Here is a 26,845-nt window from a genome sequence, read left to right on the forward strand (position 1 = left end):
CGAGGACCGCTCCAAGGAGCTGCGCCAGCCTCGGCCTTCTGTCCGGGAGCATTTGAAGCAGGAACCGAAACAGGCAGCCCCCAAAGCTCCGGGCCATAAGAAACGGGAGCCGGAACGGTGAGCGCCTCGAAGCGCAAACGGGAGGTCCAGGTGAATTTCCGGGTCTCCCCGGAGGAGCTGGCACTGATCGAGCAGAAAATGTCCCAACTTGGGACGAAGAACCGAGAAGCCTATCTGCGGAAGATGGCCCTGGACGGTTATGTGGTGCAGCTGGACCTGCCGGAGCTGAAGGAGCTGGTGTCCTTGCTGCGCCGGAGCAGCAACAACTTAAATCAGCTCACCCGTCGGGTGCATGAGACCGGGCGTGTCTACGACACTGACCTGGAGGATATAGCCCAGCGGCAGGAACAGTTATGGGAGGGTGTGAAGGAAATCCTGACCCAGCTCTCCAATCTTTTGTGACAGGGGCATATATCCCATCTGCGGAGGGAGGAACAGCGTTCTTTTCGCCGCGCCTCCCTCCGCTTTTTCTTTTTGCCCGCATCCTTGCGAAGATAAGAAGAATGTGGGTACAATAATATCAGAAACGAACCTGTCAAGGAGCTGACAAATCATGATGACAGACAGAATTGTGTTCAAAATCTTTGAAGATTATTTGAATGCGGATACAGCTTTAGAAGTCGTGAAAACCAAGCATGGTTATGCAGTCATGTTGTGGGATGCTGCCGCACAGGACTGGTCGGATGTTGTATGCTGCCCAACACCAGAATCGCTGTTTGCTAAGTTGGTTGAATCGGCCACCGCATACGACGAGTATCTCATCTTGCGAAAGAGACATTTGGAAGTTCTGGATGCAGAGGGAGAAAAAGAGGTTGAGCGCATCCGGCAACATTACTTGAAATTGAAGGAGGTGATGGTATGAAGGTACTGCTGAAAATTTTGGTTGCGCCGCTGGTAGTATTGCTCACCTTGGCTATCTGGATTTGTGTTGGTCTGGTTTATGTGTCTGGTTTGGTGCTGGGGCTGGTCAGTATGGTGATTGCTTTTCTGGGGGTTGCGGTACTTGTTACATACTCACCGCAAAATGGCTTTATCCTGCTGGTGATCGCATTTCTCATCAGCCCCTTTGGACTGCCGAAACTGGCCTTTTGGCTGTTGGGCAAGGTGCAGGATTTGAAGTTTGCAGTTCAAAATGTGATATACAGATAAAACTATCCGGAAATCCCTCTAGCAGCACGATAAGGTTGCTTGCTAGAGGGATTTTTACCTTGGGCGGCATTTTCAAAACAGCAACTCAAAATAGGAAAACAACGCGCAAAAAATTTGAAGGATAATGAGACATGAGTTATACTATATATTACTGGAAATACGGACCAATAAATAGGATTGATGCCGCCTAAATAATAAGGCGTGTTTTATTATATGGAACGAGTTACAAACAAGGGGGATATTATGTATCTAAAATATATTCAGATTGTTAATTTCAAAAATCTCAAAACAGCACGTTTTGAATTTGCTAAAGGAGCCAATACCATAATTGGAGAAAATGATTCGGGTAAATCAAATGCGTTGACGGCTATTCGAATTCTTCTTGATGACAATTACTACTACAATACGAAACGCCTCAAAGAAACCGACTTTTCATACGCTCTTGGTGATTGGAGAGGCCATTGGATTATAATATCTGCTTTTTTTGATGAAATTTCAAGTGAAGACAAAAGCAATGAATTCTGTGCAGAATTAACTCCAGAACAGGAAAATATTGATTTCTTAAAATCATATATTCGTTGCGCAGATAAAGAGTTTGGAACGGTTTCCCTTTTTATTCGTCCTTGTAGGGCTAAGAGAGCAGAATTGGCCGAAGCTGCTCAAAATGGTACATTTGAGGCAGTTCGTTCTCAAATAAAATTAAGTGACTACGAATTTTATTATACATCACGTTCACAAGCAGATTTTACAGACGAAAATGTATATAAATCTATAGTTGGAGATATTTGCGCTGGCCAGTATGTAAACCCTGAGGATGACGATCAATCTGTTCTTGGTAGTAAAATCGATATCATGAACGTATGGCAGCATATATCAACAGTATTTATCGATGCTCTTCGCGATGTTGAGTCAGAACTTAGAAAACCGAAAAACCCCATCCGCCAAATTATTGACACTATTGAAGGAAATATTGAAGAAACTGATATCGATGATATAAAGAGAAAAATTTCCGAACTAAACCAAAAAATATCTCATATTCCTCAGGTTTCTGATATTGGGAGTCAGGTAAACCAAAAATTACTTGAAATGATTGGCGCAATTTATTCGCCAGAAATCAAGTTAGAGTCACGGCTAAAAGAAGATTTTGCTACACTTGCTAGGTATTTGACGATTTCTCCTTCCAATCAGAAGGATATAGACTTGTTGGGATTAGGGCATCTTAATATTTTGTATATTGCTATGAAGCTGGTTGAATTCGAGGTTAATCGTAATCGCGAACTTCTCAATATTATGATTATTGAAGAACCAGAAGCTCATATTCACACACATATTCAGAAAACCTTATTCAATAATCTCCAAGTTACACATACATATACCCAAGTTGTGATGTCCACACATTCAACTCATCTTTCTGAAGTATCAGATATTGAAAAGGTCAATGTCATGAAAAAAGTTGATGAACAGACATCGCTTGTAATGAAACCTACCAATGGATTGGATCAGTTTGGAGCAGATATTTTAGAATATAAAGGGATATCTTTTTCGAAAATACTATCGAGATATTTAGATGCAAAGCGGAGTGTTTTATTGTTTTCTAAAGGGGTTATTTTGGTTGAAGGGGACGGTGAAGAGATACTGATCCCAGCGTTGGTCAAAAAAGTCCTTGGAGTGTCTCTTGATGAGATGGGAATTGGTCTGATTAACATTGGAAGTGTTGGATTTGAAAATGTTGCATGCATTTTTGACGAATCACGATTACAGCGAAAGTGCTCCATCGTGACAGATTTGGATGTAGTAGTTGATGGAGCAAAAAAGTCAAGCCAGGTTGCAATGGATAGAGGTGCCTCACGAAGAAAAAAGTTGTCCCAGCTCTTTGATGCAAATCCTTATGTTAGTGCATTCTATGCCCCGCATACCCTTGAAGTCGATTTCGCAAGCGAAGATAATAACAAACGTTTTGTTTGTGCGATCATAAAGCGTGCATATAAAGATGCTGCTACAAAAGAGAAACATGTTTTAGCTGTTAAATCAGGGACAGAAGCAGAAAGATATGACTCGGTAATGACTGTGGCAAAGAATATCAAAAAGGGCTGGTACGCAACATTGCTCGCTGAGAAGATCGATGCTGGTGCCACGATTCCAATGTATATTCTCGATGCAATTGCATTTGCTGCAAAAGACATTTTGTCCGAGAAATTATTATGGAAAATGACAAGCTACTCTTTTAATGCGTACGATTTGGAAGAAGACTATGACGATTTGAAAACTGCATTTAAAGAAGCAAGAAGCTCAAAAGAAATTAGAGAAACAATAGAAATGTTCTGCGATGAGTTCCCGAATGATATGATCTCCTTATTTATAGCTAAGGCAGGTGGTCTGAGTGTTTGAAGGTGTAGATGAAATACTTAAGGAACTTTCCCCTGAACAGCAGGCTGCATGTACAGCTCCAAATAATGTTTTGTTGACCGCTTGCCCAGGCAGTGGTAAAACTCGTACACTCACACACCGATTGGCATACCAGGTACTCCAAAAATCAGATTCAAGAAAGATAAAAATAGCAATTACATATACTAATCGTGCCGCTGAAGAAATTATCAACCGTTTAGAAGACATGAATATTGACCTATCAAGCATTTGGGCAGGTACAATTCATCAGTTTTGTATGCGTTATATCATTCGTCCTTATGCCATGTATTCAAAAAGGCTTTGTAAGGGCTATCAAATCATTGACGATTATTGTAAGAAAAAGTATGGACATGAGATAGCGGAGCGCCTTGGCATACGCCTTAGAAATTTTGATGATCCTTTTCAATACGAAAACATTAGGACTGAATACGAACGCTTATTAGAGGAAAAGAAGGAAATCGATTTTGATACAATTCTGCTTCTTTCAGAGGAATTGCTGTCGTCTTACCCATTTATTAGTTCAAATATAGGATCAGTCATAAGTAGTATTTTGGTGGATGAATTTCAAGATACCAATGAACTTCAATACTTGATATTGTCAAAAATTTATAAAGCAAATAAGTCAATAACTTTGATGTTTGTGGGTGATGCTAATCAAGCTATTTATGACTCTTTAGGTGGAGTGGCAAAAACCAAACAAGAGCTAGAAACACTTTATGAAACAGATTTTGATTCTATGTCACTAAGAGGCTGTTATCGTTCTACTCAGAGATTGGTGGATTTATATAGCAGATTCGAAGTTTCTAGAACTGAGGCTCACTCAGTTGCAAAGCATAAGGATGAACTTGGTGAAATACATTTTTTTGATTCCGTTTATTACACAGATCTGGCATCTGAAATTGCAGCCTTAATAAAGGAAGAACTTGAAAATGGAACAAAGGCTGAGGAAATTTGTGTTATTGCTCCTCAATGGGGTATGTTGTTCGATCTATCTAGAAAACTACGTATAATACTTCCGGACATTCCATTTGATGCACCAGATATTTCTCCAATAAAGTATGATCCCATGAATCCTTTGTTTCTGATAGCGAAATTGCTATTTCTTCCATCCGGAAAAAATGTGACGTTAAGAAAGCGAATTGCAACTGAATTTATTTCAATCGTTAGAAATGACTTCAGAATCATGGTGCCTGATAATATACAAAACTATGATGTCCTTTCCGCTGTTAATTGTTGTCGCGGCACAGATGCAGATGGCATAACCTGTTTAGGCTCCGCAATTGAAAAGGTTTTTGCAATTCTACATGTTAGAATAAGCAAAGAAGCAGCTTTGTCAGCATTAACAAATTCTTTTTTTGATGAAATTCGCTCAAGAGTAGATAGGTATGCGCTTTCCACAGATTTTAATTCAATCAGTAAGTATTTTGGAGAAAAAAATGGTGTGGTAATTTCTACCCTTCACGGCGTTAAAGGCGAAGAATATACTTCAGTTATAGCAGCTGGTCTGTTGAACGGATACCTACCGCATTGGGACTATATTCGGGATCCCATAAAAAAATTGTGTAGAAAAAATGAAACCTATAAGCTTCTTTATGTTCTTTGCTCTAGAGCTAAAAAGAATTTGTACTTATTTAGTGAAAGTGGGCGAACCACAAGAAACGGTTTCCAATATACTTCAACCGATGAACTCTCCTTAATTGCTGATATGCTCTAAAATTGAGACTAAATGATAAAAAATATACCTACGGCGGTCTGCTTCGGCAGGCCGCTATTCTTTTTCAGAGGAGGTTTGATAGCAATGGCGACCACGCGTATCATGCCGCTGCATATTGGCAAGGGCCGGACCGAGAGCCGTGCCATCAGCGCGATTATTGACTATGTGGCCAACCCGCAAAAGACCGACCACGGTAGACTCATCACTGGTTATGAGTGCGACAGCCGTGTGGCCGATGCCGAGTTCATGCTGGCTAAGCGTCAGTATATTGTCACCACCGGACGGGTCCGTGGAGCCGACGATGTGATCGCCTACCATATCCGCCAGTCCTTCTGCCCTGGGGAAATCACCCCGGAGGAAGCCAACCGGCTGGGCGTGGAATTTGCCAAACGGTTTACGAAGAAAAAACACGCCTTCATCGTCTGTACCCACATTGACAAGGCTCATGTCCATAATCATATCATTTGGAGTTCAGTCAACCTGGACTGTGGCAGGAAGTTTCGTAACTTTTGGGGCAGCACGAAAGCTGTCCGTCGATTGAGCGACACCATCTGCATTGAGAACGGGCTGTCCATTGTCGAGAACCCAAAGCCACACGGGAAAAGCTACGATCAGTGGCTGGGGGACAAGGCGAAACCGTCCCATCGGGAATTGCTCCGTGCTGCCATTGACAACGCCCTGGCACAAAAACCTGCTGACCTGGATGAGCTGATGAAGCTGCTCCGGGAATCCGGCTGTGAAGTATCCAAGCGTGGGAAATCCTACCGTTTGAAGTTCCCCGGCTGGGGTAAAGTGTCCCGCTTGGACAGCCTGGGCGATGGCTACACCCTGGAGGACCTGCTGGCTGTCCTCGCTGGTCAAAAGGAGCATACACCCCGTCGGAAGCCGGTCAAGCAAGCAGATCCGCCGAAGGTCAATCTGCTGGTTGACATCCAGGCAAAGCTCCAGGCCGGAAAAGGTGCCGGGTATGCGCGGTGGGCCAAGGTTTTTAATCTGAAACAGATGGCGCAGACCGTGAACTATCTCACCGAGCATAACCTGCTGGAGTATGCGGTGCTGGAGGAAAAGGCTACGGCGGCCACGGCCCACCACAATGAGCTATCTGCAAAAATCAAGGCGGCGGAGAAACGCATGGCGGAGATCGCCATTCTGCGGACCCATATCGTCAACTATGCCAAGACTCGCGACACCTATGTCGCTTACAGACACGCCGGTTACTCCAAGAAATTCCGAGAGGAACATGAGGAAGAAATCCTGCTCCATCAAGCGGCCAAAAATGCCTTTGACGATATGGGTGTCAAGAAGTTGCCCAAGGTCAAGGAGCTGCAAGCCGAGTATGCCAAGCTCCTGGAGGAAAAGAAAAAGACCTATGCCGAGTACCGGCGCTCCCGTGAGGAAATGCGGGAGTTGCTGGCGGCAAAGGCCAATGTGGATCGGCTCTTAAACATGGAGGCGGAACATGATACGGGAAGAGAAAAAGACCACGAGCAGCGGTGAGCTGATCGTGGTCCAAAGCGTTCTCAGAACGCGCAGCCGCAGAATGAAATTCTGCGTTCATGGGGGCTTGGGGGATACCCTCAACAAGCAGCGCCGGATGCGGAATGGCTATCCAGGGGCATTGCTTGCTACAATGAGTTTTACCCCAAAAGGATACAAAGAAAACGCGGGGTGAAAAGGTTCACCTCGCGTTTCCATTAATATTTAGGCTTGTCCTGTTACATAGAACGTCTGCGTCCTAGTATCCCGTCCTGCACTGTTTTCCGCAAAGATAGTGACCTCAATTTTATAACGTGTACCTGCTGTGCAATCTGCCGTAATCATATTGGTATATCTAACTGTATTGCTCCTACTCATGCCAGAATCGTATTCGTCAAAACTCTCCACTAAACGCCCGTTGCTGCTCTCATAGATGTAAATACTTTCACATCCGATTCGCTCCATACCGCCCGTTCCAGTAACGGAAAAATCAATATAAATTTTCCCATTATTCGATTTGACATCTACTAAATAATCTCTAATCTGATCGCTGGCTCTCATACTTGCAAAAGAGGGGAGTGCCATTGCAAGCATACAGATAAATGTGAAAAAAATAACAATTAGTTTTTTACGTTTCATCCTTTGTCACTCCTGATACATAGAATCCAAAATGGTTTTTAGTTCAAGAACCGAAATTGTTGTTGACAATGAATACTCCAGACCATTAGTACACCACGCGGCTACATTTTCTCCATTATTGGAAAAAATATAATAATCGATCTCTCCGGATTCATACAATTCCAAATCCTCTCTGTCTTTCTCATAGACTCGACGTGCTCCTTCATCATATAGAATACTAAATATGATGTCCTCATTTCCGTTTGAATACCATACACAAAAGTCAAGCCTATTAAACTCCGGTTGGAAGTACAAATCGTTTTCCTCAACTTGAAATCCTTTTGGAATGTATGTAGGGAACACCAAGCTATCTATGCCTTGCCCCTTCAACTCAGTCCAAAGTTCCTGATACTCAGGTGGAAGTTCTAGTGGATTACTAGAGTCAATCATTTTCTGGTTTGTAGCCGATGATTCCCCAGCTATCTGCCCGGATTGAATCGGCCCAAAACTGAATGCGCTTTCTGTCCAACGGGCCAAAGTACCAAATACATCAACCCCGAATGCTTGAACGCCAACTAAAATTGTAAAGAGGAGGGCGATTGTGGCAGCTACCGTAATACAAGCCCGAAACACACGACGCCGGCGATAATGCTGAGATGCCGGAACGGAATGATCTGCACTAGCCTGACTGTACATTGTATTTTTTTCAGAATGCTCTGGATAGAGGGAGCAACCTTCTCCTTCTGGAGTATTGTAGAAGGCTTGAAATTCTTCCAAAGCATGATCGACATCCACAAGCCGACCGGTAGGATTCTCTTTCTCTCTTTGCTCCATCACCTCCAGGATGTGAAAAATTACCTCACTGTGGTCTTCTGTTGAATTCGACTCCAAATCGGCGCGCAAAAGCTCCTGCAAGCGTTCTGTGCTTAACTGGTCCAGATAGGCATATTTTTCACGTTTCTCCGGTTCCGCCATGTCCTGAACCTCCCTTACGTATAGAATATGACAGTAACATTTAAAAACTGACATTTCAGTTTAAATTTCATTTTTCTGACCCCAAAACTCTTTGTAGCTTCTTCTTGATTCGCTCAAATCGCTTCTGACTTGTCCACACTGTGATGCCCAGTTCTTTAGAAACCTCTAAATGGCTGGCTTTGTCAAATACAAGCCGTTCAAACAAGAACAGTTCTTCCGGAGTGAGCGCCTGTCGAATCCGAACAAGCATCGGCGTTCCTTCGGAATTTTCAATGGCTTTCATTTCAGAATCTTCCTGGCCAAGGGCAGATGATGGCTCAGAATCCAAAGAAAGACACCGTTTTATGTAAGCAGATTGAGTTCGGTTATATTCTTTAATCTTGTTCTTGGTGGTTTGCATCAACCAGCCGTGTGGGTTTGGATGCACCATAAGAGAATCAATTTTTAAAATGGCCTCATGGAAACTATCTTGTACAACATCCATCGCTTTTGATTTGTCTGATAATCCGGCTTGGGCATACAGTAATAATTTGTTAAACATACTCTTGTAAAGAGCATTAAAAAACGAGTCCTGTTCTGGGAGCACCCTGATTTCCCCCCTTTGCTCTTTTTCATTGAGTATATCACACAATCATAATTTTAGAAATATTTGTCCTGTCCCCCTAATCTTTAGTCAAGAGCGCATCGCAGCTTATTGGAAGTGTCTTGGATGTAGCCTATAAATAGGCCTCCAATTTGATAAGATTATATTAACCAAATAGAAATTAGCAAAGTACAAATAGTTTTAATTTATATAAACAAATTTTCAAAAATTTTAGTGTCAGTTTTGAATGTAACTTGTCATATATAAATATAAAGCGAATCTCACGATCAATGCTTAAAGAAGGTGAGTCCAATGCAGAGTTAGATATGTTCAGAATTTATGAATATATACTATATCTATTCGGGGCAATCATAAAAGAAACATATCATTGCAATCCAACAATTTCGACAAACAGTTCAAATGAACAGATATAGGAAAGGATATCTACTATGAAAAGAAAAATTTTATCTATGATCCTTACTTCTGCGATGGTGCTTTCTTTGTGCATTCCAGTAAATGCAGCTCCTGTTACCACTGACACTGACGTTGTGCTCGATACTATTGAGGTAGGCAACTATAAAATTGAAATTCTTCCTGGTAGTCCTTCTGAGTTTATGACCCGCGATAAGGTTTTATATAGAGCCGACTGGTACGAGGGGCAAGATGAGTTTGAATTTCCCATGGACTGTGTTCTTGGGGAAGGAAACGCTGTAAATGTTTGGATTGATAATACTCAGGGAAGAGGTGATTTGACTCCTATTTTTTACCTTGATGGAGCAGAAATCGCTGATTCTAGGCTTAGACTCCCACAGGGCCAGCAGCAGACTTATCGTATTCAGAATAGCGATAAGAGTCAGATGGACAGTCACATTGAAGTTCACATTAGTTCCTACAACTACCATATGATGTATTTCCAGTTTGCGGCACGTCAGTTTGATTATGTAGGGTAAGATCACACTGTATTGCCCGGCAATATTGATGGGCAATACAATAAAAGGAGGAGAACCATGAGTAAACGACATGTCATACCGTTTTTAAGCGGCATTTTATGCTGTTCTTTAGTGTTTGGATTGGCAACAGCCGCATTAGCAGCATCTGGAACCGTATCGTTCAATACGGTAAACCTGACATTAAACCGCAAAGAGGCTTTTTCTAAAGGAGAGGAACTAACAAATGATGCTGGGCGGGCCATTCCGTCCAGTATTACCTATACAGATGAAGCAGGGGGCGGTACTACATATCTCCCACTTGCCTATGTCTCTCGCTTGCTTGATACTCAAATTTCTTGGGATCAAACTACTCAGACCGTTAAACTGGGCTATGGGGCTGTAGGTGAAGGAAGCAGTAGTGCTGGCAGCGGCGGATCTCTCACCGAAGGTATGTCTGGTGGATTAACTGAGCTACCTCTCTATGCAGCAGGCAGTACCGCTACTCCTTTTAATGAGGTCACTCCCATTCAGCCACCAACTGAAGGAAGACGTTCTTATGCTATTGCTCCAACAGAGTACACCTCCCAGGAGGGGTATCAGAATTCGGTCCCACTTAGTATAGGTAATGGGGAGTACTGTAGCATTACGGTTACGAACCACAATGACTATCCTTTGCTGTTTACTTTGGGCCGCCAGTACAATCAGAGTGCAGAGAAAATCTATACACACATTCCAGCAGGTGAAACAGTAACAAGAACGATCCACATTGATAAGCAGGCTGGAGCAATCACCAGTCCCCAATTGTTGGTCGCAGTTGGATATTATGACGCTGTGAAGGATATGCATATTACCATTCAAGGAGTTCAGTTTAATATTTGATACGAAGGTCCTCCTTAGGGAGGACCTTCCCATTAAAAATATAGAATGTGGGGATATAATTGAAGAAAGCTTTGCTTGTAGTGTATTTACTAATGCTGTTTGGCTGTCTTAGTGCCTGTACAGGTTCCGTAGATGGCGACTCCTTACTCCAAGAAAATGATGATAGAAACATAGATGAGTCAGAAATTAGCACGGAATTTTCCGCTTTGCCTACTCCGACTCCAGATCAATTTGGGCTAACTGGGGAATATGCAGAATTATTTAAAGCTGTGACGGAGCAAGAAAATAGTAGTTGGTCGCTATCTATTCCTCAAATAGTGATACGCGGAACAAAAATACTATCAGATTACCAGACTATATATTATTGTTCCGTTATATTAACTATGTACGATGTTAAAGGGAACGAAATTGTAGATACGGGCGATCGAACATATGATGTTCTCGTTACCTTATCGACGGATGACCAAAAAAATTATTCTTGGATTGCTTTTGCAGAAGTTATACCTCAGAATCAACTTTCGATTTTAGAAGAATTTGAAATGGATGATTTAGCTGACCAATTAAAGGAAGGAAAATCTTTGCCAATTGTGTGGGAAATGCCAGAGAAAAACGAATTACTGTCAACATATTGTAATTTTAACGGACTAACTTTAACTCAATCTTAGGATAGCTTGTTTGCTTTCTATCCAAATATGGAGGAGATTTTTGATGAAGATAAAAAAATTTGTAGCACTAATGCTTGCTACCATTATGACTTCAACTTTAGTACTCCCATCGTACTCAGCTGCTTCAGATGAAACAACTGTAAAGCAAATTGTGGAAGATTATCTGGAGAATCTTTCTCAGAATATGTATCTATACGAGGAAAATGATACAGTATCTCTGACGGTTGTATCATTGTTGGAACATAACACAAGATCGAAAACGGCAGATAACCTTGAAACTGCCCTCTTTCAGTTTAGCGATAATGTTTCATTAGATATGAATGAAATTGAAGATAATCTCTCATATATTCACGATTTCTCAGAATATACTAAATTTGTTCGTCAAGTTCAGGGTATTACTCGGAAAAATCTGACACTTGATTATTATTTTCAGAACACAGAAATTTCAGGTAATACAGCTATTGTTGAAGTCAAGGAGCGCGCTTCTTTTATATACACAGATGATCCATACAATGAAGATCCTACAACAATTATAACTCCGTATACAGTTCGCTTGATCAATGTAGACGGAGATTGGAAAATTGCCGATATCTCTTCTCTCTACACATTTACATAAGCAGACAAAGAACAAGGAATTAACCTAGCGACCGAAAAAGCGACATTTAATGTGGTGTATAATGCGACAAATTCTACTTTTAATCTGAGCAAAGCTGAAATTGAACAGTTAAAAAAAGATGTCTATAACTTAGTAGATGAAGCTACAATTCAGGAAAGCCCTGGTATATATGAAATAAGCGAAAAGGAAGGGGATACATTCTTAAATTTTGATACAACTGAAGAAACAACTGCGCCGCTTCGTGCTGGGACACAAGAGTCATATTTAAGTTACGATCTACAAGCAGCAATTCAGTATGCTGAGACATATTGGGATGATAATGAGACTCACCCAAGCAGTATTCATACTTGGAGAAATGAGGATGTTTTTTATGACTATGGCGCCAATAACGGTGGCGGTGATTGTCAAAATTTTGCTTCTCAGCTAGTTTACACAGCGTTGGGTGGGACAAATGATAAAGCTGTTGTGAATACACATAGCCAAATCCCTTCCGATAGTACTGGAAACTATACTTGGTATGGTGATCCCGACTATACTGGAAATACACCTGGATTCCGGAGTTGTAGTAATTTTCGCACTTATGAACAGAATGTTAGAAATCACTCAAATGAAACTGGGCTAGTTACCTCTCGTATTGATATCGATACTACAAAGGCTCCAAGTCAAGTTTACAATTATTTATATACTCTTCCTGGATGTGTCTTGCATGTTGAAGGTACTTCAGGTGACTATGGACATGCAATTTTTTGTACTAAGGTTACAGGAGATAGTTGGAAGAATGTATATTATTATGCACATAGCTCTTCTGCCAGAAATGCAAAAGTGGGGGACGTAGCTAAGTGGATCGGTGCAACGCATCCTATGATTGCAATTAAGCCATGGGTATATCGAGATATTACCAATTGTTCTGGACATGTATATAGCAATTCCTCTGATGCTTCATGTAATAACTGTGGCTATAATCGCTTAAGGATTCGTCCTTATGCACCACAAAATTACTATAACATTTCGTATGGCCAAACGGTAACTATCGGAGGAAAAGCACTCAGTGTTTCTCCAAATTCTGTTGATCAAATGACCAACTTCAGTTGCTATCGTATGGCTATGAATGTTATATCTCCTAGTGGAAAGAGTACTTGGTACCAGGTTGACAACACAAATTCCATTAATAAATCTTACACTTTTAATGAGGAAGGGGTGTATACAATTTTAGTGGCCGGTCGAGATACCAACCCGGAGACCAATACGGATAGTACAGGCCATAATATAACCTTTACTATCCGTATTGTTCGATAGACAATGATAGTAATAGTAATTAAGTCAATGATAAGTGGCCTAACGGCTGGGTAAGTCTTTAAATATTTCTAAATGGCGTAGTAAAGGTGTCCAAAGAGATTTAGGGACAATTTGGATAAGGAAAACACTGGGTAGATAGTAATGATATAAGACCGATAATAATAAGTCTTCGCCAGTTTTTGCAATTAAATTTTGCTAGTGTGCATCTTCAAATCCATGAGGGATAAAGAAATTATTCTTTAATATCTTTACACTGTTTGGCCCCGCACCGTTTAAATGCTTGGTGCGGGGCTATTATCTGCCCTCAGCTGAAAATATTCACGAGAAAAGAAAAAACTATTACCCTGGCTGTCGCGCCCCGCCTCCGATTCTATTCATTTTCAACCACGGATCAATAGAAACGGAGGTAATCAATGAGTTTTTACTACGGGCGCGAAAAACGCATATTTGATAAAAAATGGGCACGTTTAGAAGAAGAATATGCCGCCGCTGGAATGGACTCTGCTGCCATTCTAGAGATAAAAGTATATGACTGGAAATGGTTTTGCAGTCAGCGGGTATACCACAACCACGTACAAAAACTACCCTCGGAATATCTAGTGAATGGGGATGAGCAATCTGTTCTTTTCCGCAAATTTGACACTTTGTCCTCGCAACTGTCAGAAGTGAACGATACACATAATCGATATGACTGGATTGCACACATGGAGGACCCAGAGCTGTCCCGTCGCCTGCAAACCCTCTCACCTGAGGAACTAGAGCTATTGACGTTGTTAGTAATGGACGGCTACCGACAGGCCGATATTGCTCGCATAAAGGGTTGCTCAAGAAATGTTATCTATAAGAAATTAAAGAAAATCAAAAAAATTCTGAAAAAAGGGTGACAAATGGTCTTCCCCAACGCCTACACAGTGAAGGATGATTTTTGTCCTTGGGTACCTTGAAAACAGAATACACGGCATAATAGGTACATAACCTGCGTGTGAGCGAGTGTGAAGCGCCGCGAAGATGAAGCAGTCAGGGAGGTGATAAACAAATTGCTTCGGAGCGATATTTGACTTCACACACCGGATGGTGGCACATCTGGCGCGATGACTGCGCGGGGGCTTAAAGATACTTCCTCACGGCCCGCCAAAGACTTGGGGGGAACCCTGCGGCGTACGTTACGGGCGGCGCTGTGGAGTTATGACAGCCGCGCCAGCGGCGGCCTGTTATGTCCCCTGCGTCAGGGATGCGTGGCAAATATGGCGAATAGAAATCAAATTACAATACAGCAGCCGTATCGATTTATAAGTTGGCATATACCTTCACCTTTATCGGTACGGCTGCTTTTCTATTTTGACATTCTCCGCGCTGAGGAGGTGTTGATTATGAGTATGTCAATATCTCAAAAAGACGCTTATGGCATGGTTTTTTCAAACTACCCTGATATTGTCAGCGTCGCACAAATGAGCAAAATGTTGGGGATCAGTGAAAAGTCCGCCTACCGATTGTTACAAGAAAACAGCATCGAACATTTTCGAGTAGGCCGAACCTACAAGATCCCCAAACTTCACATATTGAACTACTTGCACATCATCAGACGAAGCTAATTCATATCCTTGCTGCATTTATAGGGTGATGGTACGATGATACTGTCAACAGCGGGTGAATAAAGCTGCTGCAAAAAGGAGGAATGATGATGGTAGCAGGTCACCTGAGAGAACAAAATGGATATTTTCAGATGATATTAAGCTGGAAAGGTGCTGACGGTAAGCGAAAAAGCAAATCTATCAGCACAGGACTTACTGTAAAGGGTAATAAGAAGCGGGCGGAAGCCATGCTGCTCAAAACCCGAAAAGAATTTAATCCCGAAAATCTGCTGGAAAACGCAGATATGCCGTTTCATGTTTTTTTGAATAAGTGGCTGAAAGAAAACGCTTTTTCCTTTAACCCAAGTACATACGCGGAATATGCCTACGATGTTAGAAGTCAGATTGAGCCATTCTTTGAGAAACATCCTATTGGTTTGCTCAAAATGTCTGGACGCGATCTGGAGGCATTTTATCGCTATGAAAGACAGGAACACGAGGCTTCTTCGCAGGAATTGCTGCAATACCACGAGATAATCGAGGCAGCATTTCAATACGCCGTTGAGTTGACATGGCTGAAGGAAAACCCTGTGGCTCATATCAACCCGTGTGCAGATGAAGCTCCTATACTCTTTACCGATTTTATTCTGGAATGGCTGGAAATGATGAAAAGCAGCGTCGAGCTGACCACATATTCATCCTACGCCAATTCCATCAAGGGAAGCATTGTCCCGTACTTCAAAGACAAAATGCTCACCTTGCAGGACCTGGAGAAGCACCCCAAGCATATCCAGGACTACTATCAATTTGAGCTTGGTAAAGGGCTTACGGCTAATACCGTAATCCATCGCCACGCCAACATCCGTAAATGCTTGCAGTATGCGTTCCAGATCGGACTAATTAAGTCGAACCCCGCTGACCGTGTAGAGCGGCCCCGGAAAGACAAATATCTTGCGACGATTTACAACCAGCAAGAGCTGGAAATCCTTTTCAAGACTGTAAAGGGAGACCCCATTGAGCTGGGTGTTATTCTTGCCGCATTTTACGGACTGCGGCGAAGCGAGGTAGTCGGACTGAAATGGGATGCGATTGACTTTGAAAAAAAGACAATCGGCATAAAGCACACCGTTACGCAAGTCAATGTGGATGGCAAGAACATCACCGTACAGAAGGACCGAACGAAAACGAAGTCCAGTTACCGGACATTGCCTTTGGTCCCGCCATTTGAAGAACTGCTGCGGCGCTTGAAACAAGAGCAGCTTGTCAATCAAAAGGTATGCGGTGCAGCCTACTGCAAAAAATATCTGGATTATATCTATGTAAATGCAATGGGCGAACTTGTCAAACCAAACTTCATCACACAGCATTTCGAGATTGTATTGAAAAACCACGGATTGAAAAAAATCCGTTTCCACGATCTCCGCCACCCGTATGTCAAGCACACGACAAAAAAATATAATTCTGAAAAGCAGAAAACCCAAGCTACCAAGATGAATTTGATAGCCTGGGTTTTCCGTTTTTGTACCTTCAATTATTCAAAGAGGTCATGGACTTTGTAGATAATCTCAATGCGGTTGTCGGGGAATACATACACCTTTTCAATCAGCAGATCGGTCAGCTCAGAGGTCAGCACATCCGCTTCTGCAATCGAGTGAACGATTTCTTGTCGGCTGCTTTGGCGGGCCTGTTCTTCTCGCTTCAGCTTTGCCTGGGCGGTGACAGCAGCATAGGCATTTTTGACTTTCAGTATTTCTGCGTCATAAACTGCTTTCTCCGATTTATATGTGTCCAGCTCGATCTGCCCCAAGAGATACCGTTCAAAGAGAGCTTGCTTCTGGTCCTTCAGAGCTTCCAGTTGCTTCTCATACTCAGAGCATTTGGCAGCGGTAGCCTCCAGGTGAATGGTGCCGTCTTTATGTACGGGCAGCAGGATTTCCAGCTGCTTTTTCAAAGTGAGGAGGACGGCTTCTTCCAGCCCAGCAACATCTGCCCGGACATCGCGGCAGCGGCTGTTCACATCAGCGGTAGAATGGCGGCACATATAAAACGGTCTCTTTTGGGCGATGCGGGAAAGTGCATGATCGCAGCAGCCACAATAGACCTTGCCTTTTAGTGGGTACTCCCTGGTTTTCTTGGTCGGCAAGGAGAATCGGCGCTGCACAGCCTGCACCTTTTCAAATAGTTCTTTGTCAACGATTGCCGGATGATGGTCGGGAATAATGAACCATTTGTCCCGGTCCTTCTTGCGGCTCCGTGTGCTGCCCACTTCAATGACTGCACGACGCCCGATGACATAGGAGCCGATATAGCGTTCGTCCTCCAGGATACGGAGAACCGTAGAACTGCTCCAGCGTCCGCGGGAGCGGGAGACATCGTGGTACTGCTGCCCATGCGCTGCTTTGTATTCTCCGGGGGTCGGTATGCCTCGCTTAAAGAGTTCCCTGGTAACGGCTGCCGCTCCAATTCCGGTTGCGGCAAGTTGGAAAATGAGCTGTACCACAGCAGCGGTTTCCGGGTTCGGTTCCATTCTGCCATTGGCGCTTTTGCGATACCCGTAAGGGCAAACTTTGCTCTGGTATTCGCCGCGCTGCATTTTGGCGTACTTGGCGCTTTTGGTCTTGATGGACATATCCCGGCTGTAATACTCGCTGATCAGATACTTGAAAGCCACATCCATACCGCCGGTATCGCCCTTGTGCTGATCGCTGTCAAAATCATCGTTGATAGAAATGAACCGAGTGTGAAACAGAGGGAACACACGCTCAATGAAATAGCCAGTCTCAATGCTGTTTCGTCCAAACCGGGAAAAGTCTTTTACGATGATGCAGTCGATCTTATTGGCCCGCACCATCTCAATCAGCTCCTGGACTTTGGGGCGTTCGAAGTTTGTCCCGCTATACCCGTTGTCGATAAACTCAAGGACTTCTGCATGAGTGGACTCCGGCATGGAAGAAACAAATTCGTTCAGCGCAAGGTGCTGGTTTTCAATGCTCATACTGTCGTATTTATAATCCTCCAGGGAAAGGCGGATATAAAGGGCAATCACATATTTCTGCACTGGCTCAGCACCTCCTCACAATGCTCAAATTCGCTCTGGAAGCGGAAACGAACCGTAATCCGCTTTTCTTTTGAGACCTCTACACGGTCAATCAGGCGGTCAATCAGAGCTGCCGTCAGCTGGCGATCTTCCTTGATATGCTGTGCATCCTGGGACAGCATTTTATACTGTTCCAGCTGCTTGGCGAGAATCGCAAGCCCTGCTTTCAGCTGCTCGATTTCTTTGCTGATGGCCTCGATTTTGGCTTCGTATTTTTCTTTGAAGGTAAAATACTCGTCTTTTGACAGATGGTTCTGGATCAGGCCCTCATACAATCCGCGCTGATAGGTTCGCAGCTGCTGGATTTCCTGTTTCCGGCTGGCGATTTTAGCCTGTATGTTTTTCTGTTCCTCGGCTTCTTTGGAGAGGTTTTCCAGACCAAGAGAGTATTGCCCCAGCGTGGTATCAAGCTGTTCCTGTATCATATCGGCCAAGGTATCCAGCAGCTCTTTTTCAAAGATAAATGCACCAGGACAAACGCCCTTTTTGATACGGTTGTTGCTGATACAGTGGTAGACATATACCTCCTGTGACTTTCTGCGGACGCATTTCTGTCGGTGAAGGCTGCGTCCGCAGTGGGCGCAGAAGATTTTGCCTTTCAAAAGATTAGGGGACCAGGAATGGATCTCCCTGTCTTTTGCCTGCTGTGCAGCCTGGTCCAACGCTTTCTGAACAGCGGCAAACAGCTCCCGGCTGATGATGGCTTCATGGGTGCCGCGTACCGTTGTCCATTCATCGGCGCTGGCTCTGACCTGCTTGTGGTCAATGATTTTAGATACCCCTTGCACCAGATCTCCGGTATAAACCTCTGCGCGAAGAATTTTGGCTACGGTGCGGGTTTGCCAATGCCCATTGCCTACCAGATTTTCATGGGTGATCTCTCCCAAAGTCCTCTTGTAGTGGCTGGGAGAGAGATACCCGGCCTCGTTCAATCGTACCGCTATGGTGTTTAATCCTGCGCCCTCGGCGGCCCATTGGAACATGGTTTTGACTACCTCGGCAGCCACAGGATCAACAATCAGCTGGTGGCAATCATCTGGAGCTTTCAAATATCCATAGGGTGTGCGCCCACCAACATACTTGCCGTCTTTCATAGCCTGTCGCTGCTGGGCTTTGATTTTCCTGGCAATATCCATCGCATAGGCTTCGTTAATCATGTTCCGCAGCGGGATGATGATACCATCGTGGGCATTATCCGGGGAAGAAGAATCGTAGCGGTCATTTACGGCAATAAAGCGGACTTTCTGCATGGGAAAGTAACGCTCGATATAGTAGCCTGTGTCTATGACATTTCGCCCCAGGCGGGAGAGGTCCTTTACAATGACGCAGTTGATAAGACCCGCTTCAATATCGGAGAGCATCTGCTGGAAGCCGGGGCGGTGGAAGTTCGTACCCGTTGCGCCATTGTCAATGTAGGTCTGTACCACAATAATCTCCGGGTTCTGCTCCAGATACCGGGCGATAATCAGCTGCTGGGTTTCGATAGAAACGGTGTGGGTATGCTTATCCTCAACGGAAAGCCGCACATAAACTCCAGCGCGGCAAGAGGGATCTATCTCCGGTGCAGGGAGCACCACAGTTTCCTTTCTGCTTTTTCTTGCCACAAATCATCCCACCTTTCTTTGGCTTGTTTGCTCTGCCAGCTGGATCAGCTGGATCGCTTTCTGGTATTCGTCCTGGTATGTAAAGGTGATCTCCAATTCCTTTTTTCCAATCACCTTGATACTCTGTATCATGTGAACCACAGCTTTGCGGTCCAGGGTCTCCATCGTAGAAAACTGTGTGAAGTGGGAAATCCAGCGGTTCCGTTCACTCCGGTTCTCCAGAACATCAGCCAGCTTTTCCTTTAAGACCCGAATACTCTCTTTCGCGTTTTCCACAATCCTCGTGTATCTGGCCTTATAGTCGGTATATTCCTCTTTGCTGATGGTGCCGGTAATCAGGCTTTCATACAGTCGGGCCTTAAATTCAAGCGCCTGTTCCACCTGCTGCTCATTGGCGGCGATGTGGGAGGCGTATTCATTGGCAAGTGCTTGGTTGATGCTGCTCTGGTCGATGCCGTCCAGGATGGCTTGCAGGCAGCTTACATTGTCGATGTAGCCTTTCAGACTGTCCTTGACGCACTCTACAAGATCGCTTTCCTTGAGCATTACCGGGTTGGTGCAGCCATGCTTTTTCCCGGTGGGGCAATAATAATAGTGATATTCCTTGCCCTTGACCCGGTTTGTTTTTCGCGTCATGCGGCTCCCACAGCACCCGCAGATCAAGACGCCGGAAAACAGATACACTGTATCCTGCTTGGGAGAAGTCCGGGTATCCAGTCTGCGGATACGCTGGACCAGTTCAAAATCCTGCTTGGCAATCAGCGGCTCATGGGCATCAGGAACGCGAATCCATTCAGAGGATGGCCGCTGCTCCATCTGCTTGATTTTATAGTGCGGGGTGCCTTGCTTCCCCTGTACTAATGTGCCAATGTAGGTTTCATCCTGCAAAATACGAATAATCGTTGTAGCAGACCACTTGCAATCCTCTTTGTCGGCATAGCCGTGTTTGGCATAGGGAAAACCATTGTTTTTCTTATAGGCCAGTGGGGAGAGGACGCCCATTTCGTTCAGCACGGTAGCGATCCGCAGGGCGCTTGTCCCATCCAGACGCATACGGAAGATGTCGCGGACAACGCGGGAAGCATACGGGTCAGGTACAAGCAGATTTTTGTTTTCCTCGGATTTCATATAGCCGTAAACGGGAAAGGCTCCAACAAAATCTCCGTTGCGCCGCTTTATATCCAAAGAGGTACGGGTCTTGATGGAAATGTCCCGGCAGTAGGCTTCGTTCATAATGTTCTTGACGGATACGGTCAGATCGTCACCGCTGCCTTCATGGGCGGTATCGATGTTATCCGTGATGGCAATAAAACGAACCCCATAAGTGGGGAACACCCGGCGCAGATAGCGTCCGGTTTCGATGTACTCCCGTCCCAGACGGGAGAGGTCCTTTACAATGACGCAGTTGATATTGCCATCGGTGATGTCCTGCATCATTTCCTTAAACGCCGGACGGTCAAAAATGATACCGCTGTAACCATCGTCGATTTTTTCGGATACGATTTGAATGTCCGGGTTTCGTTCAATGAAGTTCTCAATCAGCTTCCGCTGGTTGGTAACGCTGTCGCTCTCGCTGGAGCGATCATCGGTGTAAGACAGACGAATGTAAGCTGTTGCCTGATATTTTGGCATGAAAAAGCACTCCTTTCCTCCTGGAAGCTCCCGCAAGAAAAGAGTGGATTTCGAGGTTTTCAGTTTTCATCCTTTTCCATACACATCGTAGCACGCTTTTGGAAAAAGAGCGAGGATGTCGATCACCTTAAAATCCCTTGCAGGCATTCCTCCAATGTGACCCCGTTGCTGGCAAATGCGGCGTTTACCACAAAATCACCGCAGCGAAAGCGATAGGGATTTTTGATCTGGTGAAGAAAGGCCGCGATTCGTTCCTCTTTGGGGAGGTCTTTGTCTACCGTGACTTCACGGATGTCAACCAATTCATCGGTTGATGTTTGTGTTAGCTGGCTCATAAGGGTTCTCCTTTCTTTGAAGTCGGTTTCAAAATCACATGAATGAGCTGGCAACCAGAGCTGCCAGCTCATGGTATCTGACTTTGAAAAGAAAGGACTGCACCCAAATGATGCCTTGTTGTTGCTAACAGCAAATGGACGCAGCCTTTCAGATAATATCCGTTACTTTCGTCACATTTGCCACGCGCCCCTGACGATAGGGACATTCCTGGTCTCCGCTGGCGCGGCTGTCATAACTCCGCAGCGTCGTTTTGCTCGTGCGCCGCAGGGTTCCCCCCAAGTCTTTAGGAGGCCGTGAGGAAGTATCTTTAAGCCCCCATGCAGTCACCGCGACCCGAAGTGCCACCTCCGGGTTTCAGGCTTGCGTTGATCGCTCAGGACAGCCGGTTCATCACCTCCTTGGCTTGTCCTTCTTGGCGGCGCGCCTGATTCGCTCGTACATGGGCTATGTACCAGAAATGCCGTCTATTCGGTTGTCAATGTACCAATGAAGGTGAAAAGTTGTCCTTCTAATGGTAGTGAAGAAAACGGCGATATTTTGGCCATGTTAATTAAAGTTTTTGAAATTTTTTCCCAGGCGCTTCAAACCGCGCTTGATGCTCTTATACACCCAGCTGAGATCAGCACCTTCCGCCTGGGCAATCTCCTTGACGGTCATTCCCAGGTAGAACCGAGCAAAAATCCACTTGGCCTGTTTGTCCGGCAACTTCATCACCGCAGCATAGAGCTGATCGCGGAGCTGCTGGTCCTCCAGGATTTCTTCCGGGGTCGGCGGGTGCTGCACAATAGCCTTTTCAATTCCGTTGTCGCAGTCCAGGGAGTAGTGAGCTTTGTAGTTATACATCTGCCGCAGGTAGCGTGCTTCTGCTCGTCTGTCAGCCAGGAACACAGCTTGCACTTCGTCGGTTACTTCCAGATAGGTGTCCGTTTTATAAATATCGGGATATAACTCCCGAAGATTGATCTTTTGCATTATGTACCTCCATTTCGGTTCACAGGTTCAGTTGACGGGTGAGCCGAAATGGGGCGGAGAACGGCACCGGAATAATTCGGGGCCATTCCACAAAAAACGACAAACAAAAACGCCAGTCTCCCGAAGTGGGAAATTGGCGTCAAGTTCATTTCTTTTGTGACTACCGATTAACCGGCAGGATAATGCCGGTAGAGGAGCGGAAAGAGCCGAGGCACAAGCAAGGCTTTTTTTGATGAACTACATATTGCTGCTCTCACGGCGGCTCCCTCCCTGGGCCGCCGGTCCTGGTATCACTCTCCTTCAGGCATGAAGAAAGCGGCGGCCTTGATCGTTCAAAGCCGCCGCTGGTCGTATGGGCGTGTCAAAGAGCTGCTGCGCGACGGCTTTTTTTCTTTTGCCGTCGCCCGGCAGATTGATGAAATATTATTTTGAGATGAATCTATATTGAGCCATTACAGTTCGTTAATGGTTTCGGTGATTGCCATGCTCTGCATACGTTTGGCAGGACCATGGACTGCAATGATACATGAAAACATAACCAGCAAGATTATAATTCCAATAGTGCTAAACGGGATGTTCCAGCCACCTCCAAAATGAGTGATGATGATTTTGACATAAATCAAATAGTGGAATAACAGACCAAATGCAATTCCAGTAACTGTTCCACAAGCAGCGTATGTGGTCGCTTCCGCTGTTATCATCTTTGTAACCTGTTGATTACCCATTCCAACAGCACGCATTACCCCGTATTGCTTGATTCTTGCAGATACGCTCATAGAAATGCTGTTCATAATATTCAACACGGTTATTAAGGAAATAATAGCCAGAAAACCGTATGCGGCAATTCGGAATACCCAGTAAGAGCCGCTGGTTTCGCTGTTTGATTCCCGATTATCTGATACAAGATTTCCCTCTGACAGATCATAGATTTCCCTTACGGCTGCTTCGGGCGCATCTTTTTGCAATACCACCCCTAATGTGACAAATCCGTTGTCTCCTGTCAGGCGGGCAAATGTTTCTTCAGAACATACCACGGTTGGCGCATCGCTGACACTTCCGATCCCTTCAGATGTGACGCAAGCGATCTCAACCTCTTGATCTCCGATTTTGATTTTATCTCCCACACTCAGGCGATTGCTTTGATTATATACCGCCATCGCATAGTTTTCGTCTCCATACACCTTCTCTATATCGCCACTTACTACCGAGTTTTTGAACTTATCGAGCAGCTGCTCGTCATGGGAGAACAAATCAATGGTAGTATCGTTGCCGTTTACTTCCACGGGATATGCTGCATATAAACCAAAGCCAAAAGCCCAGTCCACACCTTCCACCTGTTCAATGGCATTCAAAAGGTCCCTGTCTATGGAATTTGTGTCATTCTCACTTGCAATCGTAATATCTGGTGTAAATTCGCTCACTGCCGATGGAAGCAGCTTATTTACCACATCAAGGCAGGCGGAAAATGTCAAGAACAATATGATTGTAAGGGCAAAGGAGCCTGTCATCAGGAATAGGTTTTTCTTCCTTCTTGTTGCATGGTTGATTCCAAGAGAGGTTTCCACCTTGAAAAGTTTTGTGTTGGCTGCATGGACAATCTTTTTGGCTTCATCCGTATTTCCGGTTACTGCCGCTGCCGGAGAAACCTTTGCCGCCTGTTTTGCAGGGGAATGAGCAGCGATCAAAACGGTAATTATACCAACCACTGCTCCGCAGAGGATACCCGCTGGACTAACTGCAAAGAGCGGCATATCCGCCCATTCTCCTTTTACAAAGAACCGTAGAATCGCGCAACATATCCAACAAATCGCAGTACCGAGCGCACACCCAATCGGGATTGCTGACTTACACCAGTTTAACGCCTCAAGCCTAACATAATTTACAATCTGCTGTTTGCTTGCGCCTATACAACGCAGCATACCAAAAAAACTTGTCCGCTGAGCCACATTGCTGTTCATGCAGCCTGAGATCATTAACACTCCTGCCGCCAGTATGATGACCATACAAGCTGCCTTGAGTGGGCAAAAAAGATGTCGCACCCCACTGGTATCCCCTTGGCGGAAGCCCATATTTCTGAAACAGTCGCCTGGATAGGCTATTTTTCATTGATTTGGTGCCTGCTTTTGCGTTACAATCCAAGTAATTGTAAGCAATAAAGCCTTCAAAAGCATGTTGTCCTCTTGAAGGCTTTATTCGGTACAACTTTAAAATTGGTTTACTTATCTTTATCTTCCTCTCTAAGATACTTAACTAGCCCCGGATAATTGCTTATCCTTACAGTTCGGATCAATTAGAATTAGCCGAAAACGGCGGCGAAGAAACGAACCACCGAGAAGCACCGCCGCATTGCCGAGCTTGATACCCTCATTGAACGACTGTATGCGGACCGGAAAAGGCGCGGTTGACCGCCTTGCCCTCAAAGGCTTAGGGGCATATCAACTATATATTGGGGCCGAGTGCCGTTACTTTAACACCGCCGCTAGCCATGAGCTTATGCTTCCTTTAGGACACTGTCCCAACAGACACTTTTTAAAGTATGCTGCACTAATCCTTATTTTTCACAGCATAGCGCAATGACAGACAGCCATGTTCTGCATTCTCTGTTCCCTGCAATTCCAAATTAACTTTTTCAGATAACAGAAGGTTATCAAATAGTTGTTTTTCTTTATTACCTACAAAACATGGTGATATCACAAGACTGATTTCATCAATAAGTCCGTTTTCTAATAATTTGTTGGTTAATCCACCGCCACTGTCTGTCCGCATGTATTTACACCCATATTGCTCATGCAGGATCTGAAAGGCTTTTTCATAGTCCACATGATCATTTCCTGACACAATATATGGGTAATGCCTTTCCTCCAAATAATTCAAATATTCCTTCGGAGTGGCAGTTGATACCAGAATGACAATTTCCTTCAGATATCCAAGATTTCTTAAGCAATGAAGACTTCTCAAGATACCTCTGCTGTCAGGTATGACTCCTATTGGTCTGGGGTCCTCCGGGCTTGTTATGATTTTCTCAAAATCAGCCTCTGTTTCAGCAGGATATTTTTCAAATGCAGTAAAAACAGTATTGGACCCAAACAGCACCGCATCCGAATGAATTCCCCCGGCAACCTGGTAGTAAACTTCCGGATTATCAAAGCCTTTAATGCGGCCATCAAGGCTAATTTGTGTGTGCATAATTATCTTTGGTTTCATATTTTTCAATCCTCCTTTTTGATAGTAGAATATCATAATACACTGACAGCTGTATGTCAGCAGGGGATATGAAACCTTACAAAAAATACATAACAGACCAATCGCTTTCTCTAAATCAAGTTTAGGCAGTGATTCGTAATTTGTGCCAGGTGTTTACGGGTTATGCATTTTAATTCATCAGGTTGGACTATTTCAATGCCTGATCCATATTCAATCAGCTGCTTGCTCAATATCTCAAAGGAATCTGTCTGGAATTCGATTTCCATTTTACTTCCCAAATCGGTTTCTTCAAGGAAGCCGAGAGAATACCTGTTCTTGATAGAATTGTATGTCTCCCCTTTTTCAGCTCTAAGAATTACATTATATAGTTTTTTATATGAAAGCATTTGTTTTAATATTTGTTCCAAAGAGCCATCATGGCTTTGACAGAGCTCTTCTTCTATGCAAATGCTTTTAATCCGATCCACACGAAAATTCCTATATTCATTTCTTAGCCTGCAAAACCGATTAAGTACCAGTTCTGTTCATAAAACCCCAGTGATATAGGCTCTATCATTCTGCTTTCCGGTTCTTGCCCTCCTGATGCAGGATATTGAATTGATATTACCCTTTTATTGCAGATTGCAGTCTGAATTGCTGCAATAACGTTATCCGCCAATGTATTTTTCTGTCCAGATGTGCTGTACACGTTAATACTGTTCTCCAACTCCTGTGCATAGTTTTTTTCACCATGCTTCAAAATAGATTTGATTTTATACATAGCTGAATCAAAATCCTTTATAAATGATTCATCTCCATGGCAATTTAAAAATTTCCCTGCTGTAATCAATGCACCCACTTCCGCCGCTGTAAACATTACCGGCGGAAGTAGGAAGCCCTCTACAAGAAAATATCCTTTTCCGGCCTCAGATCCAATTGGTATTCCGGCTTCTTCAAGTGTCCGGATGCATACGGCGGTGGCCAGCGGCCACGGTTGCGGAGCTCAGCGGCCGCTGTGCGGCCTAACGGCCACCCCAATATAGACAGCTAATTGAAGTAGTTCGGAAATTCTCCATAATGATGG

The 26,845-nt window shown here is 44.3% G+C and carries 26 protein-coding genes; 14 read left to right on the forward strand and 12 right to left on the reverse strand.

Features of this window, described 5'->3' with window-relative positions; genetic code table 11:
* Positions 1 to 117: 117 nt before the first annotated feature.
* The 6 genes from ACEVJL_RS15345 to ACEVJL_RS15370 all read left to right on the forward strand — a co-directional run bounded on the left by ACEVJL_RS15345 (position 118) and on the right by ACEVJL_RS15370 (position 6,826).
* Positions 118 to 462: a plasmid mobilization protein gene (locus ACEVJL_RS15345; RefSeq protein ID WP_374738327.1), complete on the forward strand. Its 345-nt coding sequence runs from the start codon at positions 118 to 120 to the stop codon at positions 460 to 462.
* Positions 463 to 613: 151 nt separating this feature from the next.
* Positions 614 to 922, forward strand: coding sequence for a hypothetical protein (locus ACEVJL_RS15350; RefSeq protein WP_374738328.1), 309 nt, complete (start codon positions 614 to 616; stop codon positions 920 to 922).
* The gene (locus tag ACEVJL_RS15355) at positions 919 to 1,209 is read left to right on the forward strand and encodes a CD1845 family protein (RefSeq protein ID WP_374738329.1); all 291 of its coding nucleotides are present in this window, start codon (positions 919 to 921) and stop codon (positions 1,207 to 1,209) included. Before ACEVJL_RS15350 ends, ACEVJL_RS15355 begins: the two co-directional genes overlap by 4 nt.
* 213 nt (positions 1,210 to 1,422) lie before the next feature.
* On the forward strand, positions 1,423 to 3,597 hold the full coding sequence (locus tag ACEVJL_RS15360; RefSeq protein WP_374738330.1) for an ATP-dependent nuclease: 2,175 nt from the start codon (positions 1,423 to 1,425) through the stop codon (positions 3,595 to 3,597).
* Positions 3,590 to 5,329, forward strand: a complete 1,740-nt coding sequence (locus ACEVJL_RS15365; RefSeq protein WP_374738331.1) for a UvrD-helicase domain-containing protein — start codon at positions 3,590 to 3,592, stop codon at positions 5,327 to 5,329. Before ACEVJL_RS15360 ends, ACEVJL_RS15365 begins: the two co-directional genes overlap by 8 nt.
* An 84-nt stretch (positions 5,330 to 5,413) precedes the next feature.
* Complete coding sequence (locus ACEVJL_RS15370) at positions 5,414 to 6,826, forward strand: relaxase/mobilization nuclease domain-containing protein (RefSeq protein ID WP_374738332.1); 1,413 nt, start codon at positions 5,414 to 5,416, stop codon at positions 6,824 to 6,826.
* A 204-nt stretch (positions 6,827 to 7,030) separates the two neighbouring features.
* Here ACEVJL_RS15370 and ACEVJL_RS15375 read toward each other — a convergent pair whose 3' ends face one another.
* From ACEVJL_RS15375 to ACEVJL_RS15385, 3 genes are all read right to left on the reverse strand, one after another.
* Positions 7,031 to 7,444 (reverse strand): hypothetical protein, encoded by a 414-nt coding sequence (locus ACEVJL_RS15375; RefSeq protein ID WP_374738333.1) that lies wholly within the window; start codon positions 7,442 to 7,444, stop codon positions 7,031 to 7,033.
* Positions 7,445 to 7,450: 6 nt separating this feature from the next.
* A complete protein-coding gene (locus tag ACEVJL_RS15380; RefSeq protein ID WP_374738334.1) occupies positions 7,451 to 8,398 on the reverse strand; it encodes a DUF4367 domain-containing protein in 948 nt (315 codons plus the stop codon).
* Between the two features lie 67 nt (positions 8,399 to 8,465).
* Entirely contained in the window at positions 8,466 to 8,984 is a 519-nt protein-coding gene (locus tag ACEVJL_RS15385) for a sigma-70 family RNA polymerase sigma factor (protein ID WP_374738335.1), read from the reverse strand.
* Positions 8,985 to 9,430: 446 nt separating this feature from the next.
* On the opposite strand from ACEVJL_RS15385, the gene ACEVJL_RS15390 reads away from it, so the two are divergent.
* From ACEVJL_RS15390 to ACEVJL_RS15425, 8 genes are all read left to right on the forward strand, one after another.
* A complete protein-coding gene (locus ACEVJL_RS15390) occupies positions 9,431 to 9,931 on the forward strand; it encodes a hypothetical protein (RefSeq protein WP_374738336.1) in 501 nt (166 codons plus the stop codon).
* Positions 9,932 to 9,988: 57 nt separating this feature from the next.
* Entirely contained in the window at positions 9,989 to 10,789 is an 801-nt protein-coding gene (locus tag ACEVJL_RS15395) for a stalk domain-containing protein (protein ID WP_374738337.1), read from the forward strand.
* 59 nt (positions 10,790 to 10,848) lie between these two features.
* Positions 10,849 to 11,454: a hypothetical protein gene (locus ACEVJL_RS15400; protein WP_374738338.1), complete on the forward strand. Its 606-nt coding sequence runs from the start codon at positions 10,849 to 10,851 to the stop codon at positions 11,452 to 11,454.
* 43 nt (positions 11,455 to 11,497) lie between these two features.
* Complete coding sequence (locus ACEVJL_RS15405; protein ID WP_374738339.1) at positions 11,498 to 12,070, forward strand: hypothetical protein; 573 nt, start codon at positions 11,498 to 11,500, stop codon at positions 12,068 to 12,070.
* Between the two features lie 51 nt (positions 12,071 to 12,121).
* Positions 12,122 to 13,366, forward strand: a complete 1,245-nt coding sequence (locus ACEVJL_RS15410; RefSeq protein WP_374738340.1) for an amidase domain-containing protein — start codon at positions 12,122 to 12,124, stop codon at positions 13,364 to 13,366.
* Positions 13,367 to 13,779: 413 nt separating this feature from the next.
* The gene (locus ACEVJL_RS15415) at positions 13,780 to 14,250 is read left to right on the forward strand and encodes a sigma factor-like helix-turn-helix DNA-binding protein (RefSeq protein WP_374738341.1); all 471 of its coding nucleotides are present in this window, start codon (positions 13,780 to 13,782) and stop codon (positions 14,248 to 14,250) included.
* A gap of 486 nt (positions 14,251 to 14,736) precedes the next feature.
* Entirely contained in the window at positions 14,737 to 14,958 is a 222-nt protein-coding gene (locus tag ACEVJL_RS15420; RefSeq protein WP_006574172.1) for a helix-turn-helix domain-containing protein, read from the forward strand.
* 83 nt (positions 14,959 to 15,041) lie between these two features.
* Positions 15,042 to 16,496 (forward strand): tyrosine-type recombinase/integrase, encoded by a 1,455-nt coding sequence (locus tag ACEVJL_RS15425; protein ID WP_374738342.1) that lies wholly within the window; start codon positions 15,042 to 15,044, stop codon positions 16,494 to 16,496.
* On the opposite strand, the gene ACEVJL_RS15430 is transcribed toward ACEVJL_RS15425, so the two are convergent.
* The 9 genes from ACEVJL_RS15430 to ACEVJL_RS16850 form a co-directional block, all read right to left on the reverse strand.
* Entirely contained in the window at positions 16,469 to 17,995 is a 1,527-nt protein-coding gene (locus ACEVJL_RS15430) for a recombinase family protein (RefSeq protein ID WP_195271050.1), read from the reverse strand. The genes ACEVJL_RS15425 and ACEVJL_RS15430 overlap by 28 nt on opposite strands.
* Complete coding sequence (locus tag ACEVJL_RS15435; RefSeq protein ID WP_195271051.1) at positions 17,980 to 19,638, reverse strand: recombinase family protein; 1,659 nt, start codon at positions 19,636 to 19,638, stop codon at positions 17,980 to 17,982. Before ACEVJL_RS15435 ends, ACEVJL_RS15430 begins: the two co-directional genes overlap by 16 nt.
* 3 nt (positions 19,639 to 19,641) lie before the next feature.
* Entirely contained in the window at positions 19,642 to 21,270 is a 1,629-nt protein-coding gene (locus ACEVJL_RS15440; RefSeq protein WP_195271052.1) for a recombinase family protein, read from the reverse strand.
* Between the two features lie 122 nt (positions 21,271 to 21,392).
* The gene (locus ACEVJL_RS15445; protein ID WP_102267616.1) at positions 21,393 to 21,605 is read right to left on the reverse strand and encodes a DUF6870 family protein; all 213 of its coding nucleotides are present in this window, start codon (positions 21,603 to 21,605) and stop codon (positions 21,393 to 21,395) included.
* 547 nt (positions 21,606 to 22,152) lie between these two features.
* Positions 22,153 to 22,578, reverse strand: coding sequence for an RNA polymerase sigma factor (locus ACEVJL_RS15450; RefSeq protein WP_374738343.1), 426 nt, complete (start codon positions 22,576 to 22,578; stop codon positions 22,153 to 22,155).
* Between the two features lie 452 nt (positions 22,579 to 23,030).
* Entirely contained in the window at positions 23,031 to 24,581 is a 1,551-nt protein-coding gene (locus ACEVJL_RS15455; RefSeq protein ID WP_374738344.1) for an ABC transporter permease, read from the reverse strand.
* Positions 24,582 to 25,122: 541 nt separating this feature from the next.
* Positions 25,123 to 25,782 carry a dihydrofolate reductase family protein gene (locus ACEVJL_RS15460; RefSeq protein WP_000802831.1) on the reverse strand — a complete coding sequence of 220 codons (660 nt, stop codon included), beginning with the start codon at positions 25,780 to 25,782 and terminating at the stop codon, positions 25,123 to 25,125.
* Between the two features lie 110 nt (positions 25,783 to 25,892).
* Complete coding sequence (locus ACEVJL_RS16845; RefSeq protein ID WP_000374054.1) at positions 25,893 to 26,249, reverse strand: WYL domain-containing protein; 357 nt, start codon at positions 26,247 to 26,249, stop codon at positions 25,893 to 25,895.
* Positions 26,250 to 26,272: 23 nt separating this feature from the next.
* Positions 26,273 to 26,620: a helix-turn-helix transcriptional regulator gene (locus tag ACEVJL_RS16850; protein WP_047629183.1), complete on the reverse strand. Its 348-nt coding sequence runs from the start codon at positions 26,618 to 26,620 to the stop codon at positions 26,273 to 26,275.
* Positions 26,621 to 26,845 lie beyond the last annotated feature (225 nt).

Origin of the sequence: Flintibacter porci (assembly GCF_041925195.1) — a bacterium.
GTDB classification, from domain to species: Bacteria; Bacillota; Clostridia; order Oscillospirales; family Oscillospiraceae; genus Lawsonibacter; species Lawsonibacter porci.